Source organism: Brevibacillus sp. 1238, assembly GCF_029892995.1.
GTDB classification, from domain to species: Bacteria; Bacillota; Bacilli; order Brevibacillales; family Brevibacillaceae; genus Brevibacillus; species Brevibacillus parabrevis.
This window is the reverse complement of the sequence record NZ_JARXWC010000007.1, coordinates 244,791-266,027: the sequence shown is the minus strand read 5'-3', so window position 1 is coordinate 266,027 and position 21,237 is coordinate 244,791. Positions and strand designations below refer to the sequence as shown.

Genomic DNA, 21,237 nt, shown 5'->3' with positions numbered 1-21,237 from the left:
GAGGATGATGAAGGTGTCCAACACGCCGTCGTATTACGAAAAAGCAAACTTGTCCCGCATTCCCGACTTGATGAAGCTTGCCCCGGAAGCAGCCGCCTCCTATCTGGCGTTCGAGAAGCTGGTTTATCAGGACTCTCAGCATCTCGAGCGGAAAACAAAGGAGCTGATCGCGATTGCGGTCGCTCATGTTACGGGCTGCCCGTATTGCATCGACGTCCACGTAACAAAGTACAAAGCACTGGGCGGAACCATGGAAGAAATCATGGAGGCGTTGCTCGTAGCCGCCACAACCCGTGCCGGCGCCATTCTCAGCCACGGTGTCAATGCGCTTGCCGCCTATCGTGATGATCCTGCTTCTCCCCAATGCTTTTGCTGAATGAAAAGGCAACTGACCTCCCTTTTAACAAAGGGGGGCTTTTTTTCGTGAATTGTACAATTTTGCACAAAGATCGCTGAAATTTTCTAATAATAGGATTGCGACTATTTTCCTACCAATGTTATGGTTAAAGGTAGGGGCAAAGTAAAACAGGAAAACACACATCATACCGCTTCGACACAGGAGGTTTTATGGCTCGTATACTAATTGCCGATGACTCGATAGTTGTCCGGGAATACATCAGACTCATCCTACAACGGGCTGGACATCAAGTTATCGCAGAAGCGGCGAATGGACTAGACGCCTATCAGCAGTACAAAACGCATCAACCTGACGTAGTCATGATGGATATCAACATGCCAGGCATGAATGGTATCGAGACTGTCAAAAAAATTATCAGCACATTTCCCGATGCCAACATCATCATGATCAGCACCTACGGTTTAAAGCATTTGGTTTTTGAAGCCATCAACGCAGGAGCACGTCACTATATTACGAAGCCGATTGATGAAGAGCGCCTTTTGGATTCTATCCAGAACACCCTCTAAACATGCGGCCGATACACAAAAAAACTGAGGGGCTGCTCGGGCGCCTCAGTTTTTTTATGTTTTCTATCCTCGCAAAGTCTCGGCGTCGAGCGGAATCCGGAAGCAAAAGCACGTTCCTTTTCCCCGTTCGGAAATGACCTGCACTTCTCCGCCCAATCGCTCTACCTCTCGTTTGACAATCGGCAATCCCAAGCCTCTGCCCGAATAGATGTCTGCTTCTTCTTTTACACTGATCTGTTCTTCAAACAAGGAGCGTAGCCATTCTTCCTCTGTCCATCCTGCTCCAAAGCCTTGTTCCAGCCCATGCTGTTTGAGCTTTTCAAGGTCTACGCCTTTGCCGTCATCAGCTATGGTGATCAACAGCGAAGCATCCTCCTGCCAAATCCGGCAGCTGATCGTGCCTTTACTCGCCTTGCCGACCGCAAGCCGCTCACTTTCTGTTTCCAAACCGTGATCGATCGCGTTTGTAAAAACATGAACCAGGCTGCTCGCAAACGCCTCGAAGCGATCGTGATCCACCATGATCTCCTCCGCCTCCAGTCGAAGCGGAGCAACTGCTTTGTTCAGACGCTGGCCCAGTTCGACGACATAATCGTGATAGCGCTCGAACATGTCTTTGACTGGTTGCTGACGCAGCTCACGAACAAGCTGATCCACCCGGGCAGACAAGTCATCCGGCAACAAGTCTGTGACTTTGCTGATGAACTGCTCCCATCTGTCTCTTTCGATCGTCATGCCTTCCTCGACACTATCCAAAAAGTGATCGCCCAGCTTGTTGCGAATGATTTCCACGTCTTGCTGCATGGCTGCCTTGACTTGCTCAACAGGCAACTGATTGTGGAAAGCGTCGTCCATTCGCAGCCCTTGATGCTTTCCTTGCTCTAACAGCCACGTCTCCAAATCATGCAGCTTTTGCGGAGTCTCAATCAGATGGAACTGGCTGAAATCGCCTTTGAACTGATGAATTTGTTCCACAAGCTTGATCAGGCTTTCCGACTCCTCCATTCCTTCTGCGAAGTGCATTTTCCACCCTTCCGCAAAAAAAGTCGTGAAGGCGCGATACGCTTTTTGGAAAAGCGGCAAGCTTGTCGCCACAGTCAAAATCATGTTCAGCTTTTGCCATTCCTGCTCCATCTTGCTTTCCAGCGCTCTTTGCTCGCTCAAGTCAGTCAAAATCAGCATCAAACCTTCTGGCGAGTCACGCCGATCTTCGTGAATCGGTTTGCACTCCAGCTTGAGCGGCAGTTGGTTGATGCAAATTTCCGTAGGGAAGAGGCTTAAATAAAGCTCTTTTTGCCCCTGATCTTTTGTATCGAAATACTTTTCCAAAAGAGATTCGACAAACGCCTGCTCCTCCGGTCGATTCGGATACAGCAGACTGGCTACCGATTCCCCTGCCAGCTCTCTCCCGAACATCCGCAAACATTCCCGGCTGTACTCGGAATGGACAAGCATGTTTTTGGAAAACGACAGGAAGCCCTGGCCTGCATTGTTCAGCAAGTTTTTGTTCGCCTGCAACAGCGATTGAATCTCGGTCGTCCGTTCAGCGACGATCATCTCCAACGACTGGTTCCATTGTTCCAGCTGGTGATACAGGCGGGCATTTTCAATAAAGATCGCCATTTGCGAGAAGATCAGCCGCAGCGGCTCTGAGCGCTTTTCGTTGAAAACGTGCGTCGTCTCGTTGTTTTCCAGATAGATGACGCCGATCATCTTGCCCTGCTGCCACAGCGGCGAACACAAGATCGACTTGGGCTTGTTTTTCGTGATGTACGTGTCCCGGAAAAAGACGCCCTCTACAGAAGCATTGTGCAAAACGAGCATTTCTTCGGTGCGGATCGTGTAGTTCACTACGGCGACAGACAACATCCCGCTATGTTCATACGGCACCGATTGCATGATTTCCACATCGAGATCGACTGACCCCGCCGCTTCGATCACCCATTCGCTCTCGTTTTTCAGGATGAGAATCCCTTTCTCCGCTCCGGCGTTGCTCATAACCGTCCGCAGCATCGTAGCCAAAAGCAGTTCCAGCCTGATCTCGCTCGCCATCGTCTGCGATGCCTTGATTACGCTCATCAGGTCGACGAGATCGGCCGACTGCTCTGTCGCAGCAAGCTCTGCCGATGCTTCCAGCCCTCTGCCGCGCTGCAACAGGTGCGGGTAGCGCTCCTCAATCTCCCTCGACTTCGCCAGAGCGCCCCACTGCATGTACGCCTCGTAAGCTTCGGTCATGTACACCCTGGCGATCGTTTCCATCCCCAGATCCAAATAATGATGGGCGGCAAGCTCTCCGGCAAGTGCCTCATTTTGCAAAAAGCCGTCCTTTTTCGCGAGTTGCAGCGCTTCGTCGTAAAGCTCGCCCGCCACCTGGCGCTCGCCGTTCACTCGCTTCCATTCGGCGCTCATCAGCAAGTATTTGTGCTGGAAGTTTTCCGGGCAATGGGCAGCCCAGCTCTTCATTTTTTTCAAATGAGTCTTGATCTTTTTCGCATAGCGGATTTGCTCCCGGCGGTTGACGCGCTTGTACAGCTTCGTCAATGCCAGGGCATGCATGAATACATGCTGGCTGACCAGCACCTGGCCGCTGACGGACTCCATCCATTGCTCCGCTTCGCTCAGCAGCTTCGATGCCTCCTCGTAGTTGCCGTACATGAGGTGGACCATTGATTTGTAAAAGTGGTACATGTACCGCTTGTAGCTGGTGCCTTCCGCCTGCAAGCTGTCTACGTATTGAGTCTCATCGAAGCTGTCCCGGCAAAATACCGTCTGCTCTGCTCCCGTCCAGTGCGTAAACGTATTCAACGCCTGGCGCAACAACAGAAGACGATCGTCATGATCGACTACTTTCATCTGACAAATCAGATCGGCATACTCTTCAATCTGCTGCTCCAATTCCTCCAAAGGCAGCCCGCAATAGAGCATGGCTTCCAGCAAACCGTGCGCGTTATACGCCGCATAGATGTTTCCTCCGCCGTCCATTCCGAGCTGAATGGCTTTTTTCAGCAGCGGGATGTTCGTTCGGGCGTGATCGCACCAATGGTTGATCAACAGGGCAAACGCGCCGTACGCCTTGGTCATGGCAATCGGGTCGGCAAAGCCATCGGCTACCCGGCAAGCCAGCTGTCCGAACTCATACGCCTCACGGTAATTGCCAAATTGCGTACCGAGCACAATCCCGTAGCCCGTGTATCCGTTGGCAGATGCAACCGCATTCCCGTGCACGAGCGACAAATGGAGCACCCGTAAAATCGTCAGGGCAAACCAGTTCGGATTGACGAAATACGAGGATGGTCCTGCATTGCTGATGATGCTCATCGCCATCTGGTAATTCTCTTCCGGCACATCTGGCAAGTACAGCAGCTCATCGATTTTGTGGCCTTTGAGCTTGCGCTTGATCTGCCACATTTCCTTGATAATATCTAACTTCCCGGGCTTGAAAGGAATGGGAACCTTGAGCAGTCCGAGCGCTTCACTGGCGATATCCACCACACGCGAAAAGTCGGCCAGACGGGTGTACATGTTAATTTGCAGCTCCAGGACGCGCACTCGCTCGCGGTTGGTCTTGGCGTGCGATAGCGCAAGGGAAAACAGCCGATTCGCATCTTCCATATGGTTGCACAAGTACGCTGTCTCGGCGTAGAGCGTGTACAGCTCCATCGACAGGTTGTGATGCTGGTCCCAGGCAGACTCCCCGAGGAACATCGTCCCGCGCTGAAAATACTGGAGGGCGGCGTCAAAGGCAGTAGAAGCCATCGCTTTTTGACCGGCAAGCAGGTGGCAATGAGCGACCTGGATCCTTTCCGCCGCATCCTCGATCATGTCCGCGCCCCGGTACATGTGCTCGCATATTTCAAACAGCAGCACCGACTCGTAGGAACCGGACATGTCCCATATCATTCTCCCGAGCTTGACGTGTGCCTGTTTCTGCTCCTCTTCCGAAAGCGAGGAGTAGGCAGCCTGCTGGATGCGGTCGTGCACAAAGCTGAACTGGATCGTCACTTGCGACAGGTTCTCCTCTTCCTCTATCGCCGCATAGCTCAAATACTCCGCGCCTTCCAGCGGATAGATCAGCCCTTCTTCCATGGCGGGCAAAATGTCCCGAATCGCTTCTGGCTCGTTCAAGCCCTGTGCTTTTGCCAGCATGCTCAAGTAAAAGGAGTTGCCCAGGCACGCCGCATAAGCCAACAGCTTCTGTGTCACCGCAGGCAAACGCCTTACTTTTTCCACGAGAAAATCTGCTACGTTCTCCGTTGTGTTGAGCTTCTCGATCTCTGCCAGCTCCCACTTCCAGCTCCGCTCCTCCGGGGAATACTGCAACAGATTTTGATCGTACAAAGACTTGATAAATTGTCTGGAGTAAAACGGGTTGCCTGCCGTTTTTCGCATCAAAATCATCGCAAGCGGCTTCGTAACTTCAAGTTCTGTATGCAGTGCATCGGCCAGCATGGCATTAATTTGCGTGAGCCGCAGCGGCAACAGTGTAATTTGCCGCAACATCCTGCTCTTGACCCCAGCTTCTGTCAAAATCGCGACCAGAGGATTGATCGCTCCTCCATCCTGCTCGCGATAGGAGCAAACGAGCAGAAAATAGCTGAGCGGCAAGTCGGCAACAAGCTCGCGGATCAAAAACAGCGAAGAAGAATCGGCCCATTGCAGGTCGTCGAGAAACAGCACTAACGGGTGCTCCGGTCTGGCCCAGATGCGAATAAATCTTTGCATGACCAGTTGAAAACGGTTTTTGGCCTCCGCCGCAGGCAGCTCCGGCACAGGCGGCTGCTTGCCGATCACAGCCACCAGTTGAGGAATGACATCCACGATGACCTGACCAAGCCCTTGCATCGCTTCGAGAATCGTCGCCCGCCACGTCGCAAGCTCTCTCTCATTGCCTGCCAAAAGCTGCTTGATCAAGTCCTGAAAGATTTGAATGATCGCGGAATAAGGCACGCCTTGACGATACTGGTCAAACTTGCCGGAAATAAACCGTCCTCTGCCTTTGAGGAAAACTTTTTGCGCCTCAAACACGAGAGCAGATTTCCCCACGCCCGCGCTGCCGCTCAACATGACCATGCGCGATGCTCCGTTCGACACTTCCTCAAACGTGTCGATCAGCATCTGGATTTCCTGTTCCCGGCCGTAGAGCTTTTCCGGTATGTGCAAACGGTCAGCGCGGTCATGCTGCGCCAGTGGAAAGTGACCGATCGTTTCATTTTTGGCAAGCTGGTCGAGACATTGCTGCAAGTCTGCCACCAGTCCAGCCATACTGAAATAACGGTCTTCCGTATTTTTGGACAAACACTTCATCACGATATCCGACAAAATTTGCGGAATGGACGGCTTTACTTGCGAAGGCGCCATCGGCTTTCGGGCCATGTGGGCATGAACCAGCTCAAGCATGTCCGACGTAAGAAAAGGCGGCTTCCCGGTCAAAAGCTCGTAAATCGTCACGCCAAACGAGTAAATATCTGTCCGGTAGTCCACCGTCCGATTCATCCTGCCGGTCTGCTCAGGCGATACGTAGCGCAGATTTCCCCGCCATTCTTTCGGGTTCATCACGCCTTGATATTCCTGATATCGCCTCGTCGCCAAGCCAAAGTTGATCAGCTTGACCTCGTACGTATCCGGGTGAATCAGTATATGAGCGGGATTGATGTCTTTGTGGATTATTCGCTGCTGATGAATTTCCTCGATGCATGTAGCGATGCGGATCGAAATGGTCAGGATGTCTTTTAGCGACAGCTCTTTCATTTTGCTCAGCAAGGAGAGCGGCACTCCCCCGAAGTCTTCCGTGATCAGCGCAGTCTCCCGATTGTGATCAATCAATTCGACAGCATTCTCCACCGCGTATGATTCGAGAGATTGCAAGATGCGGTACTCGTGTTTCAGTCTCCAAAGCGACTCCTTGTGCGTGGGACCCTCACGTGGCTTTTTAATGATGACGGGCAGGTTATCGCTGTTTCTGAACCCACGATAAAATCCCATATTTGAATGCGTCGAGAGAAACTCTGTCACTCTGTATCCTGGAATCACGATCATGCCGCTCATACTATCCACTCCATCTAGGTAGAACATCCTATCATTTATGTTGTTGCTTCAGGTCAAATAATCTATATTGAATATATATTCTGTCATAAACTGCTATTTTTCTACTAATACTTATGGAGGTATCTCTATGGCAAAGTTGAGTCGTAGCGTAAGTAACCCTTACACCAATGAGACAGTCACTTTTCTGAAAACAACAGAAGAAACCAAGGGGGAATATTTGCTTTTCCGAACAGACCTGCCGCCTGACAATGGAATTTTTCTACATTATCATACCGAACTTACGGAAACCTTTGAAGGGATAAGCGGAAATTTAGAGGTAACAATTGACGGAAAAAAAATCATTTTGAAGCCGGGAGAGACTTTGGACATCCCTCGCGACCATATTCACGGCTTTTACAATCCTTCAAAAGAGTTCATCAGCTTCACCGCGGAAATCCGTCCTGCCGGCACTTTCGAGTCGTTTGTCCGTTGCGGATACGGCCTGGATACGGACGGTCGCAGCTTCTACATGCCATTTTTGAAGCAGTACCTGCCTAAAAACATCCTGCTCTTGGGCACTCTGTTCAAAATGGGGGAATTTTATGTTCCCTACCTGCCTCTTTTCCTGCAAAAAGCGCTGTTCGGTTTACTGGCAAAGCTGGCGCATTGGACAGGTGCCGACAAGTCGCTGGAAAAATACTACATTGGCACTGTCGAAGACGCCCTGCCCGAGCAACCGCTGCAAAAAACACCCTGACTGTTCATTCCAGTAGGGTGTCTGCAAATGTTGATTCTTTTCACACATTCCTAGCTCATCGAGCACTACCGGTTCAGTGATTGAATTTGCCTTGATACCTCCATGATAGCAAAACACTGTACCTATTTCCAATGCTTCAAATTTTTTCTAGGACTGATTTACCAGTTTGCTCTCGCTAAACAAACCGGGAAATCAGTCCTGTTTCCCAATGAAAGCACGTTCAGCCAGGCAGCATGTCTCTATGGCGCCGTCGGCTTATCCGTACTCTCTAGGTCTTGCGTTCCGTTTTCTGCTGTTTTTTGTCGAACGGGCTGAATATGCGGCTCCTCCAGCATGAGTCGGTAGGCAGGAACGTATTCGGCCTGGACCACATCCGGGACGGGCTGCTCAGTCACCGGCTTTTCCTGCGGAAGCTCCGGCTCCGTCAGCGGCTTCTGCTGCGAGAGCATGTACCCTGCCACGGCGCCTGCCCCCATCAGGACGACGACAGCGGAAAGCATCAGCTTTTTGTGCCGAAACAGCTTGGCTAACGGATTGGCTGTCTCGCTGCGCACCTCTTCAAGCAGTTTGCGAAAATCGGCATGACGTAACGCGGACCAGCGCTTGCGCCATTCTTTGTTGCGCAGTCTTTCAGCCTTGTTTTCCAGAAAAAGCTGCCTGAGAGCAAGACGATAGGCTGGCAACAGCTGCTTGCCTTCGAAAAACAGGCGCTGTGCCAACGTCCATTGCACAAACGAGAACAGCGTTTCTTCCCCGCCGTGTTTTTGGACAAAGTCGAGCATCTCGGTGAACTGAAAGCCGTCCTGGCCAAAGCGGTCTTCATGGTAAAAGACGAGCGGCACGTGCGCGAAGTCTTCCGTATCGAGTGGCGAAGCCAGCATGTTTTGAATGATTCGCTGCTGGATTCTCACCTCTTCTCGCTCCCACTTGCGGAAAAACTCGGTCGGGTGCAGAACCCCCTTCGTTTCCCGCAGTTGGGCTACATTCATGAGCATCTCCTGCTTTTGCCTGCTCGCTACGTCCAGCGTGCCGAAGAAGCTTTGCGGCTTTTCCTCCAGGAGCGCGATCATCTTCTGAAAGTCGTCTCTCGACAGCTTCTCCAGGTCAATCAGCTTCAAAAGCGACTTGTCCAGCTCGTCCAGCAACGAATCAGCAAGGTTTCGCGCGCCGTCCAGGTTATCGAAAAACTGGTGAATGGCTATTGCGGTATCCAGCTTGTTTTTTTCACGCGCGAACAAGCGAAGCAACTTCTCGGTCGTCTCTGCCGCGAAAAAGGCATGGCGCATCGCTTCCGGGGCCATCTGCGCCCAAAAGCGGATTTCTCCCAGCATGCTGTCCATCGTCGTCACAGCCGCAAGCCGCTCGCTGAAATACCGTTCGAACAGCGACTTGATCAATGGCTCGGATTGGAAAATCGTCTTCATCGTCATGCCAAACAGCTCAGGGCTGGCAGCCAGATGCTTGAACACGTCCGACAAAAGCCCGCGCTGTCCCGCTGCTTGCGCTCGCATCAGCACATTCAGCAAGTAGCGAACCATGTCCACGCGCAGACGATCCTGCTTGCTCGCATCACTTGATTCGATCATCTGCCGGATCGTCTCGCCGTCGGGCAGCTTCTTCTCGGCAAGCGCTTCTACCTCGATGCGAAACAGCAACAGTTGCAAATCATGCAGCCGCTTGTTTTTCATAAGACCAGGGTGGCGCAAATAACTCACCAGCGCCTGCCATACCCCTGCCCGATTTTTTTCATAGACAGCCGTCCGTCCTTTTTCGATCAAGTAGAGCGCACACAGCTCGTAATACGTGCGCAACTGCAAAGCCAGCGACTGATCAGCCCCCGCAAGCACTTCCTCGCAAAACGCATGGAATTGGGCAAGCGCCTGCGGCTCATTCACATTTTCCCAGGCAAAATCGAGATATTCGTGTCCGCCATCCTGCAAGTCGACGTTTTGCACCCGTCCAAGCGCCAAATCAAACAAAAAGTCCTTGTCGCTATGTCCGCCGCCCGGGCGAATGCTGCCTTTTTCCACGAACATGACGTGAATATGCTTCTTGCTTTGCGGCTCGCTGCTGTATGTGAGAAAGCCAAAATGTCTGCGCAGCTCGTAAGGCAAGCAGTTGTACAATACTTCCAGCAGTTGGCTTGCCCTGGTTGCGGCTTCGCTGATGTCGACATCGAGACTGATGAACACCTTTTTCTTCGCTGTGAGCGAGGTCATGACGGCATAGAGCAACTGTTTGAAAAGCCGCTCGTCAATCCCGAGCTGCCCAAGCAGCCGCTTCCGGTCAACCGTCAAGTCTGGCTGCCCTGGAAGATCGTCTACAGCAGGCAAGTCTTTGCCGTGCGCGTCATCGTGGCTGCTCGCGAACGAGCGCACCCCGAAAACTTTCTCCGGCTTCGCAATAAACTCGTCCCGTCGCGCGGCAGGAATGACGTAGTTGTGGCTGAAAAACGTATTTCGCTGGCCGGTAAAATCAGCTCCGACAAACACGCTTCTGCCCAGAACCATCTCTCCCGACTCTGCGTGAAAGCAAACGAGTGCTTCCGGGTAGGAAGACAGCTCGCCCTCCCCCCGCTCCTGAAGCTGTCTGGGCGCATCGTATACGCAAAAAGGGTGCAGTGTCTTCTTGATAAATTGGTTGTCCAGCCCCGGCGTCCTGGCCACGGTATCGTAGCCTTCGTTTGAACGGAAAACACCCTGTCGCCCGCGTGTGTAGTATTGCTGCAAAATGGGCTGACGGTTCACTACCGCTCCCTCCCCTCGATGTAATCAAGCTGATGCATCAACCAGATAAACGGCTCGTCCACACGGATTGGTGTCACGACACCGCTCACCTTTTGATTGACCGGATTGCTGCCCAGCGCTGATACAGCGAAGTAGGCCGTATTGGTAAAGTAGACCTCCAGCGCGTCTTTGAACGGCCGATCCACTTTCTCGATAAAACGGCTGATTTCCCCGTTGATGTTCTCAAACTCAGCCGTGTTCAAATATTCCTCATGCACGAAATTGCGGAACACGTTGCTGTTGGACTTGATATACTCGCCGTCCTCTTCCTTGATCAGATGCAGCATATCGCTTTTCGTCAGCACCACAGCTGTCGGAATATCCGTCTTGCTTTGCTCCTGGTAGCCAATGAAGTTCTCAAACAAGGTGATGACAACCTCGCGCGGCTCGTCGTATCGCGCGGTGAACTCGCCCGGTTCATCCCCGGCTCTGAGCATGACGCGGTCACGAATCGTCCTGATTTGCAACGGATCGACGAGAAACAGGATGCCGGACGAATTTTTCACGTGGGCGGCATACAGCTCCAAATACTCGCGATCGACCATTCCTTCACCGGCAACGTCGAAAAAGACGAGAATCAACGGCGCCTTCTGGCTGTCCTTGAAAATGAACTGAAAAATGAACGGCTCCTGCCGCTTCTCTTTTTGCGTGGAATCGAGAAGCTGGCCGCGCTCGAACAGCGGCGCTTCATAGTTTTCGCGGAACTTCCGGCTGATTTGGGCATTGAGCGGCATGCAGGCAGCCTGGAAGCGGTTCGCTGTCGAGTTTTGCAACGTATGGATCAGAGACGTCATATAAACCGATTTGCCCACCTGGGAAGCTCCGACAATCGAGATGATGTTGCTCGGTGCTTTACCCGCTGTAATCGGCAGCTCATTGTGGCACTTGGGGCACAGTCTGCGCTTGGAAACCATCCCGTACCGATCGGTTACACCGACAAGCACCTGATCGACATACAGATGATTTTCCGGCGGAATCGACTCCGGATCGATGACCGCTTCCAGCTCGTCGATGGCATCCAGACCGAATTTGTCCCGGTACGCATTGAGAATCTCGTCCTCTTGCAGGGCGTAGTCCTCGTCGTCCTGACGGTAGTGGGTTGCCCGGAACACCACCTCTTCAGGGCCGTATTTGGCAAAGCAGTACGGGCAGACGATATCGTAAAAAGGCAACCGCTCGTTCACTTGCGGCTTTTTCTCAAACATGTTTTTCAAAAACGACAGCATGGCTTCATCCTCCTATTCAGGAATCAGTTCGTACATTTCCCCGTATTTTTTCCCGTCCGTAAAAAAGAGGCGGATGACGTCCGTTTTCCTGACCTCGATTTCTGGCAGCAGATTAACCCCTGGAGCCAAATCCCGAATAAACGGGTACTGCATTCCGTCATCCTTGTGAGCAGGTGGAGAGCCTTCCTTTTTCACATAGCACAAAACGTCTTTGGCAATCGGTATCTCCGAAAAAATCCGGATTTGCAAGGCTTGCTGCTTGCGAAACCAGCTGCCGCTGCGCTTGAATGAGTAGTAGATTTTTGCCTTCCCCGTACTGACATGAATCACATGAGCGTCACCTTGCGGAACAAGCAGGATCGGCTTGCCGTTTTCCAGGCGGCAAGGAAAGATGCGATACGTGTACCTGCCGATGCCATCCGCCTTTTCGCACAGCCCTTTGTGCACCTTGTACTCCTCGCGCGTGTACAGCTTCCATTCGTGCGCTTCGATCAAGCTGACATCAAACGGCGCGCCGAACAAAGACTTGTGCACATAGACGCAAGGGACGTCTTGCCCCCAATGCCAGTTCAGCACGAAGTCACTCCCCTGCTGCTGGCACGTGACGTTTTTGATCAAGGCTTCCGTTGTTTCCTCCCGATTGATCATCGTTCATCATGCTCCCTTTACAGATCAAACCGCTTGCTCTCGCCTCTTGCTCCCAAAGCGCGCGGGCTTTGCTGTGTCGCCATTCTCCGCCGTTGAAAAGACGAGCCGCCACTGGCCGCAGCCGGTATGAACAGCGTAAACAGCGTCAAAATGACGGCAAGTACGGCGCAGGCGATCAGGCGCACCACCACATCCAGCAAGTAAATCGAGGACAGCCCCATTTCCAGTACAAGCCCCGCCAGCAGGCCGGACACCGCGCCGCCAATAATAAAGCTTTTCGCCAAATGACGATTGTCAAAAATCAGTCCCAAAGCCAAGCCGAGCAAACCGCCGATGATCAGCAAGCTGACCACGCGCAAAATCGCGTACACTGTGCTTTGTGCGGTTGCTCCCGTCCGTTCGAGAACGAGATTGCGATCTTGTCTGCTCATATCGTAAATCTGGCCGAAGATGCCCGTCATTTCGTCAGCGTGCTCGACGTTGAAATAACGGCCCCCGGTTTCAGCGGCAATTTGCTCCAAAAGACGCGTACCGTCCGCGTCCATCTGGCTCATTCCGACCGTATGGACGATCACCTGATGCTGCTTGAAAGGAGCCAGTGCAGCAGGAATATCCAGGCTGGTGTATCCGTCCGACATCAGCACAACCGTGCTGTTCTCGACTTGCTGGGCCGCCAGAAGCTGGTCAAGGCCCGCCTTCAACGCCAGATCGATGCTCGTTCCCCCATCTGTGCGGGGAAAATTCAACAGCTTTTGCACGACATCGTCCTTGGTTGCCTGGCTGCTCAGTGCTACGAGCGGCTGCAACACTTGTGTCTGATCGTTAAACGTGACGACAGCAATCTTCATGTCGTTGTCCATTTTTTGCACCATGTCCGCAGCAGCCTTGAACAGCTGGTTGTCCGGGTCAGACTGCTGCATGCTGCCAGACGTATCAAGCAGCATGACGATGTTGTTCGCTCCGCTCGATACTTGAAAAGACGAGCCGTACAGCAATTGGAGCAGCATCGCCACGACACCTACCATGACAAAGGTGCTCGGCACGAGCATTTTCCAGGAAAAGCCCAGATAGCGCTGCTTCCAGCCCAATCCGTTCAAACGCGGCGAGATCATTTCTGCGAGCAGGCACATCAACCCTACGAAAAAAGCATATTGACCAAAATAAAGTCCAATTAACAGCCAGTGCGCCATCTCGCCAGCCAGACGCTCCAGAATGACTTCTCCTACAAAAAAACCGATGACGCCGCCCACCAGACTGCAAACAACCATGAGCAGGCTCAGCTTCCTCTGACTCATGACGTTCCCTCCTCTCCCACGCGGCCAAATACAAAGCCGCTCTCCTCATAGGAGGAGTGGTACTTCTTGTTGTTGCGGTAAAACATCAAATCCTCCACGCCGAATCCACCCATCAGGTTCATTTTTTCTATCCCGCTTTTTTGCTCTTCGTGGATGCAACCTTGCTTGTAGGTTCTGTTGCCTTCATCCTGACGCAGCACGTACTGGACGAAGTCGTTGTGAATATCCGCGAACAAATACTTTTCCTCGTAACGGTGCTTTTGCAGGAAATGAAACACTTCGATATGAACCGCTGCCCGCTGTTCCAGCACTTGCGACAAGTCCAAAAACAAATCGTCCCGGGTCAGGACTGTCCGGTTATCGTAAGCAGCTCCCACATTGGCCCGCGCAAGCAGCTCTGCTTCAAAAGACAGGGCAAACGGCGAGCGGGTCAAAATCTCGTTGCGGCAAAACTGGCACAAACGCTCCACCAGCCCGGCTATCCGGTTTTGGAACAAAAGAGCGCCACTGCCGATGTAGCGCTGCTCCATGTAAAATCCGCTGCCTTTTGCCGCTTCCAGCGAGCGCATCGTGTCGCGGACGACCGACTCGTAATACTCGTCCACGTTTTTTCCCAAGTAATCGGTCGCTTCCCGAACGCTTGCCTGGGCGATCTCGCGCAGTTGCCTTTGCAACCCTTCCAGTTGCTCGACCTGTTCCCCGATCTGCCTGTGAATCGCCTCTGCCTGTCGCTCGTAGTCAACCAGCATGGCGAGCAAAAGCTCCCATTCCAGCAGTTCCAGCTTCTTGTCATAGACGACTTGCAGCAGATGGCGCGTAAACGTACGAACACGCTCCTTGTCCCGGGTGAAAAAACCGCCTAGCCGAATGTCCTGGCGATCGACCCGCTGCTGATAAATCTCGTTCAGCTCGGCACGGATCAACTCTACCTGACGGGCAGCTTCCCTGATTCCCGTTCGCAGCTCGTCCTGCAAATTCGCTCCGTTGGCCAGTTCCGCTGTCAGTTGGTAGGCGGCATACAAGCCGAAGCGCTCATCTGCCACGACCTGATCCTGAATTACATCCGCCAAAGGCTCTTGCACAAGCATCCGCTCCAGCCTGGCCTTCGCGCCGGAAGCGATATTCGCTTCAAAAAAGGCTTGGCTGCTGCCGTCGAACAGCGCCAGCTCCGCTTCGCGCATCGTCATGCCTGCCAGCTCCCCATAGCTGATCCCCGACGTCATCAGCCCCGACATTTCCTCCAGCACGTGTGGATCAGGCAAAATCGCCGCCATTTTGCGCTCCAGCTCATGCGCTGACAGCCCCAGCTTTTCCCGCGCCTTTGTTTTCGGCACAAGCTCGCCCTCTCTCAACTGCTCCCAATAGCGGTCAAACACAGCCGCAAGCACGGTCAGCGCGATCGCATGCGTCGGCCGCTTCACTTTGGACAAGCCTGCTGTGGCAAACCTGGTCGCAGAGCCGTCTCCTGCCATATTGCGAATGAATTGCAGCTTGCTGTAGCCCTCGTTGCCTTCGCTGAACTCATGTTCTGCCTTTTTGTTGTTCAAAAGCACCAGCTTGCTGACCAGCTCGTAATTTTCCTGCATGCCGCCCTCGATAAACAAGCCTTGCTCCGTCTTGTCACTGAGCAGATAGGCAATCGAGAACAACGGCGCCCGCTCGTGCTCGACGGGCAGCTTGACGAGATCTTCCGTCACAAGCAGACGCGACCGATAGCGGAAATCGCTGCTTTGATAATGGTTCAGCTCTTCCAAAAAGCTGACCGAGAGCGCCGAGGAAAAGCCGTATGCCTCCCCGTTGTTTCGCTCTTGCAACAAAACATACAGATCAGCAGACACGTTTTTGAACAGCTCATTCAAGTAGCTTTTCAGAAGCAATGTCAGCTCGGGCAAAAGAATGGCAGCGGGATCATCGGCCCGGGTCACGACAGCGATATTTACTTGCTGAAAGGCCGAAAACAGCTTGCCCATCTCGGCAACGCGCACGCTCGCCAGCTTCATGAGCTTGTTCAGCTCTACCTTCCCTGCTTCGTCTTGCAAAAAGCGTTCGTGAACGGAGGAACGCATCGTCTTTTTGTCGACATCGGCTTTGGGCAAACGACAACCAAGCACTTGCGGGTGCTCCCACGTCTGCTCCTGATAAGCATGGACGTAGAAAACGCCGCGGCTGTTCTGCCAGTCACGCTCATTGCTCGCACAGACAGCTCGCAGCGCCTCCACGCACTTGTCCCCGACGAAGAGGAACAGCACGGGGTTTTGAATGCTCCGCTGTCCGTACCCGCTATCCAGCTGTCTTTGCAAATCTTCCACGTATTGGGTCGCGAACTCGTTAATCAAATCCCTCATGCTTCCTCCTTGCTTATTGCAGCGTTTTGCGCATGTCGTTTACTTTTGCCCAAACTTTTTTGTAGAACTGGTACATCTCTTCGCCATTCACATACTCGTCGCGGTCGTACTCCAGATCGTTTTTCACAGCCTGGAACGCCGTTGCAATCTCGTCCAGCTTATTCAGCAACTGCTCGGTATTTTCTGCCGTCACAAACGCGTCGCTGCGCTTTGTCGCTTTGCGCTGGAGGGTCGCCATGCTTTTGTGGTCGAGTGCACGGAATTTTTCATAGATGGCAAATTCCACGTGCTTGTTCACCTTCATCAAGTTGACGAACGGGTCCCACGCTTCCTCTTCTTCGTCCTTGTCGTAGACGTACAAGGCTCCGCGCTTGCAAATCGTGCCTGTGTAGAGCGCCTCGATATAGCGGGTCAAAATCTCTTCCTCGCCCTGGATGGCGTTGACGATTTGCTCCAGCTCCTGGATTTTCGCTTCGATTTCCGCGTATTTGCGGTCTTCTTCTTCCAGCAGGCGAATCAGTTGCGGCGAGCGAATCAAGTTTTCCTTCGCCAGCTCTTCGTTGATGCTGCCGAAAATATCCCGCACCGTTTCTGCCGGAAGGCCGTCTCTCATGAAGCCTTTCAGCTCAGCCAATGCTCGCTTGATCTCGCCGGGACTCAGCTTGGCGTTGCCTCCCTGATGCTTGTCCAGAAAAGCGGCGACGGAGAACGGTTTGGTCACGACGCACTCATAGCGGTTGCTCGTCTTGCTGTCGTCGCCTTTTTCCCGGATGCTGCCGTAGCGCAGTCCGCGGGCAAACAGTTCCCGCACTTTGGCGTTGTAGGCTCTGATCCGGTCGTTTTGATAAGTGTCTCCCCACGATTTTTCCGGGATTGGCGACGGGAGGTACGCCCAGTTGTTCTTTTCGGTCTGCACGAGGTGGCGGCCAATGCCTTCCCGGTCGAGAATCGTGCGCTCATAGCTTTCTTCGTACACTTTCAGCGGCGTGTAGGCAAACAGCGGAACGCCGTTTTTCGTATTCAGCCAGAAAATCCGGTTTTTGACTTCGCTTTCTTTTACCGTGAACCGCGAACCGCTGATGGCTGTGTCCTGGTAGTTGCGGATTCCTTTCAAGATCGACGGTGCTTTCAACGGAACAGAGACGAAGCCCCAGGAAGGGAAGTGCATGTTGCCGAGATTGTTGCTCAGGTGGAAGACCGGAATCGCCTCTTCGTCCAGCTTGCTGGCGATTTTGCGCTCCACGATGCGGTCAAGCGTCTCGTCCTGCCCGTATTTGATCACGAGGAACTCTTCCATCGACTTCGTAATCAGCTCGCCGAATTTCTCCGAGAGGAACTCCGAGATCGAGCTGACGATATCCAGCTCCTGTTCTTTGACCCACTTGTCGGAATGGCGGAGCAGCTCGCTCGTGAAGTCGCGGATCAGGTCCTCCGCATCCTTTTGCTCCAAAATGTTCCCGACTACTTTGGCAATGTCCGGCACACTGACGATGTTCCAGTAGTACGTTTTGTTGCCTGTGCGGTCACTCTCTTCCCCGCCGTTGATCAAAATGTCTCCGTTTTGCTCAAAAATCAGGTTGAGCGCGTTCAAAATCTCTGTGAACACGTTGTAAATGCGATTGTTTTCCGCATTCAGCAAACGGTGCAGCTCTTCGTAAAACTCGATCATTTGCTCCAGCTTCTCCTGATCGGCCAAAAGCTGGTACTCGTTAATTTTCGCTTCGATGTAGCTGTTTTTCTTTTTCTCCTTGGAGATAAAGGCGCTTCTCGCATCGCCGAGCTTTTCGTTGGCGTTCTCGCGCGCCCCCTCAATCTCCCGCGGGTAGCTTTCCAGCGTCGCTTTCAGGCTCTCCACGTAAGAGAGGATCATTTTCATCAGGCAAAAGCCTTTGTCCGAATGAATCAGGCGGGACGCGTAAAACGGCCCTTGCTGCGGATGCAGGAAAACACGGGTAATCATTTCTCCGAACACGCCGATCATTTCGCCAGGCGTCTGCTTTTTGCATTTGATGTACGCTTCCCGCGCTTTTGCCAGGTAGCCTTGTTCCAGCTCATGATCGATGCTCACGACTTGCTGCGAAATGACGTTGCTGTAGTTCAGCCGTTCGCTGTTCTCATAGCCTGGCAACGGCTCCGGCACCCGCTCTTCGAATTTGCGGGAAATCGAATCGATATCAATGCCGAGCTTGCGGGCGAATTTCTCCGCATCCTCTTGCGTCGGAGCGACCTGGAACATTTTCTCCATCTTTTTGAACAGGCGGTATGCGAGATACGTCGTCATTTCCTCAATCGGCAAAACAGCGGAGGAAGCGCCGATGACGTTGTATTGGTAGTTGGCCGCGTACGATTTTGGCATCTGGTTGATGTTCGTACGGATGTTGCTGATGTAGTCGTGAATCGCAAATTCTTCGCCTGAGCGCTTTTCTTCGCTCGCCATGAAGTTCGTAATGTTCTCGGCGGTGACGTTCATGCAGTAATCGTAGGCGTTTTCCAGCGCTTTGCCCTCAAGGTTGGTCGCCGAAATCAAGTGGCACAGGTTGAACGGCGGCATCGGCGACTGGACGGTCAGGACACTGCCGTATTGCTGACGGAAACGCTCCTGGCGCTCGTCCGCATTCATCCAGTAATCAAGCTCTTTCAGAGCCGCGTAGCCGTTTTTCATGATGTAGTCGCGCGTGTGCGAGCTAAGGCTTTTGTTCGACAGGTTGACGTCCGGCGTAAACAGATAGCCGAGCGTGTTGACCTTGTCCACTCCCGCACTGCCGAAATCCCGCTCCAAAATCCCGCGCACGATGTAGGCGATATCGAGGAAACAGCCGCTGCCCGTTCCGCCGGACAGACCGCTCAACAGGAAGACCGTCAGCTTTTTGTTCGTGCCCTCGCAAAGCATTTTGATTTTTTTCTCGATCGTTTGCACGACTTGCGTGATTTTCGTGAACAGCAGCAGTCGTCCTGCCTGGCGCACACCGGACGCACCGCTGATCCCGTCCGTAATCGTCAGCTCCGGCGAGAGCCAGTCCGTGATGTACGGCTCCAGAATGCTGCGGTTTTGCAGCACGCCGCCGATTTCCGGGTTGGACAAAAGCACAAACTCGGTCACCGGATCGAGCCCGATGCCTTTGTACTTTTTGTTGCGGTCGTGCTCGTTCGTCTCAAACGCGATAAATTCGATATTGTCCGGCTTCTCCTTGCGCTTTTTCGAAAGCGCGTCTACCGGCAGCTTGAAGCGTCTGTTCACCTGGTACTTCAAGCGCAGCAGCGCATCGATGCCTGTACCACCCAGACCGATGACGAGCATCGGGTTGTCGATGGTGTCTACACGTATTTTGTCACTGACGATACCGCCGCCAAGCGATACGTCCAATTGTTGGATATGCTCTCTCACTACTGCTTTCATGTTTGATCCACTCCTAGACGATGTAGTCTACAAAAACGGACTTGTTGACATTCGTTAATGAAATTTTGATGCGGTCGTTCTTCTTCAGTTCCTTGCCCCGGCTGACGTCGAGCACGCGCCCTGCCTTTTCGATCCGGCAGGTGGAGCGATTTTCGATGATCAGCGTGTCATTTTTTCCGGGCAAAAAGATGACTTTGTCAGTCTCTGCAAACTCCGGTGCGAGTTGCAGCAGTTGGTGCAGCTTCACTTTTCCTTTAAACGCGCTCAGTTTTTTGTACTGCGGACTGGATTTCTCTCCGGTATCCTCGTCCACGATCTCGATGGCGATCTGTCCCGCGAAGCCTTTGTTGGCCTTGCGCCAGATTGCCCAGGCGTACAAGCCGCCGCCAACCAGCAGGAGAAGAACCCCTGCACCTCCTAGTACGGTCAGCCACGGAAATGGTTTCGACTCAGCGGCTGGGCTGGTCGTAGTCGGCTGCTGTGTCGTTGCTCCCGTGCCTGTCTTTGCTGCATCAATCGCAATCGGCTTCGTCTCGCGATAAAAACTGCTGTCTTCCGCCTTGATTTTCAGTTCGTACGAATGGTCGGCCGGAATGGTGAAGCTTCCTTCAAACCCGCTTCCCGTGTTCTGCAAAGCCTGCTCGCTCGTCTTGTTATCTGTCTTGTCCGTCACGATCAACGTAGCCTTCATCGGCTTGTACAAATCCGGGCTGGCAAGCTTTTGACCGTTGGACTCCAGTGCTGCCTTGATCGGAACAACATCCCCTGCCTTGAAGCTGGTTGCCTTGATTGGCTCCGCCGCAAGCTGCAAGTCGTAGTTGAAGATCAGGTTGATGTCGATTTTTTCCTTTGGCACGCCTTTTACTTGCAGCTTCCAGTCTCCCTGCTGCGGCTTCACCAGCTTGAGCATGGTGTACGCGTTCGACTTGGACAAACGCACTTCATTAGACGGGATCGGCACTTGTTTGCCGCTTGGATCGAACAGCTTCACTTCTACTGCTTTTCCAGACATGATGGAAATGTTTGCTTCCATGACGCTTGCGTTTGGAATGGAAATCGGGACTTCCTGGGTTTGGCCGTTCGCCGTGAAACTTTTCACCGGAACGACTTTCAGCTTCAAATGATTGGCAAAAATTTCACTCAATATTTGCGGGAGCTTGTCCGCTGTGCTTGTTTCGAAAAATTTACCATTCGTCTCTGTAGCAATTTGCTGCAAGGTCGTCCGGTTGAGCTGTCCATCCGCATTCAGCCCGATGGTGTAAATCGGATAGCCCTTCGCTTTTGCCGCTTTCACTGCCTCTTGCAGCTCCTGATCCGATTGGGACTGCGTCCTGCCAGAAGCCTTGTTCAAAAAGTTGTTGCCGTCCGCCAGCAAGACAATGATCGGCGCATTTGCCGGATCATGCCCTGCATCGAGAATTTTCACCGCCTCCGTCACTCCTACGGAAATATCGGTGTACGCTCCTTTTTGCAGACTGTCGATGAACGCTTTGATGTCCTTCTTGTCTTCCTCGGAATTAACTTGAATCAGCGCTTTTTCACGCTCGATTTTGTCGGTATACGAAACGACACCGATTTTGTTCGCCTGAATGGACGTCATGTCGACGAACATTTTCATTGCTTCATTGCTTACCTTGTTTTTGTCGCTTTGTGTCATCGAATTGCTGACATCGACGACCAGTACAGCGTCCATGTTGTTTCCGACGGTTTGCGCGTAGCCGGGATGAGCGCTCCAGATGACTGTGACAAACAGAAACATGAGACACAGCGCGTATCGATACCACATGCCAAAACGTAACTTTTTCATGGGAACCCCTCTTGCATACAGAATTTAA

The 21,237-nt window shown here is 52.7% G+C and carries 11 protein-coding genes; 3 read left to right on the top strand and 8 right to left on the bottom strand.

From position 1 onward, the window contains the following. Positions 1-13: 13 nt before the first annotated feature. Together M2298_RS18170 and M2298_RS18165 are read left to right on the top strand one after the other, a co-directional pair. Complete coding sequence (locus M2298_RS18170) at positions 14-376, top strand: carboxymuconolactone decarboxylase family protein (RefSeq protein WP_122962420.1); 363 nt, start codon at positions 14-16, stop codon at positions 374-376. Between the two features lie 191 nt (positions 377-567). Then, entirely contained in the window at positions 568-924 is a 357-nt protein-coding gene (locus M2298_RS18165; RefSeq protein ID WP_122962419.1) for a response regulator, read from the top strand. 63 nt (positions 925-987) lie between these two features. Here M2298_RS18165 and M2298_RS18160 read toward each other — a convergent pair whose 3' ends face one another. Then, on the bottom strand, positions 988-6,969 hold the full coding sequence (locus M2298_RS18160; RefSeq protein WP_412679196.1) for an AAA family ATPase: 5,982 nt from the start codon (positions 6,967-6,969) through the stop codon (positions 988-990). A 127-nt stretch (positions 6,970-7,096) separates the two neighbouring features. Between M2298_RS18160 and M2298_RS18155 the strand changes: the two genes are divergently transcribed. After that, positions 7,097-7,705: a cupin domain-containing protein gene (locus M2298_RS18155; protein WP_122962417.1), complete on the top strand. Its 609-nt coding sequence runs from the start codon at positions 7,097-7,099 to the stop codon at positions 7,703-7,705. A gap of 239 nt (positions 7,706-7,944) precedes the next feature. Here M2298_RS18155 and M2298_RS18150 read toward each other — a convergent pair whose 3' ends face one another. Genes M2298_RS18150 through M2298_RS18120 form a run of 7 tightly spaced genes read right to left on the bottom strand, consistent with a single transcriptional unit; the run spans position 7,945 to position 21,209 of the window. Beyond that, positions 7,945-10,452: a GAP1-N2 domain-containing protein gene (locus M2298_RS18150; protein ID WP_173600086.1), complete on the bottom strand. Its 2,508-nt coding sequence runs from the start codon at positions 10,450-10,452 to the stop codon at positions 7,945-7,947. Further along, positions 10,452-11,717, bottom strand: coding sequence for a TRAFAC clade GTPase domain-containing protein (locus M2298_RS18145; RefSeq protein WP_122962415.1), 1,266 nt, complete (start codon positions 11,715-11,717; stop codon positions 10,452-10,454). Before M2298_RS18145 ends, M2298_RS18150 begins: the two co-directional genes overlap by 1 nt. A gap of 12 nt (positions 11,718-11,729) precedes the next feature. After that, positions 11,730-12,365 carry a beta-mannanase gene (locus M2298_RS18140; RefSeq protein ID WP_122962414.1) on the bottom strand — a complete coding sequence of 212 codons (636 nt, stop codon included), beginning with the start codon at positions 12,363-12,365 and terminating at the stop codon, positions 11,730-11,732. A gap of 17 nt (positions 12,366-12,382) precedes the next feature. Continuing rightward, entirely contained in the window at positions 12,383-13,660 is a 1,278-nt protein-coding gene (locus M2298_RS18135) for a vWA domain-containing protein (RefSeq protein WP_242773625.1), read from the bottom strand. Next, the gene (locus tag M2298_RS18130; protein WP_280648827.1) at positions 13,657-16,005 is read right to left on the bottom strand and encodes a hypothetical protein; all 2,349 of its coding nucleotides are present in this window, start codon (positions 16,003-16,005) and stop codon (positions 13,657-13,659) included. The genes M2298_RS18135 and M2298_RS18130 overlap by 4 nt, the downstream gene beginning before the upstream one ends. 13 nt (positions 16,006-16,018) lie before the next feature. After that, a complete protein-coding gene (locus M2298_RS18125) occupies positions 16,019-19,402 on the bottom strand; it encodes a tubulin-like doman-containing protein (RefSeq protein WP_173597285.1) in 3,384 nt (1,127 codons plus the stop codon). Positions 19,403-19,415: 13 nt separating this feature from the next. Beyond that, positions 19,416-21,209 carry a vWA domain-containing protein gene (locus tag M2298_RS18120; RefSeq protein ID WP_122962410.1) on the bottom strand — a complete coding sequence of 598 codons (1,794 nt, stop codon included), beginning with the start codon at positions 21,207-21,209 and terminating at the stop codon, positions 19,416-19,418. Positions 21,210-21,237: the final 28 nt, after the last annotated feature.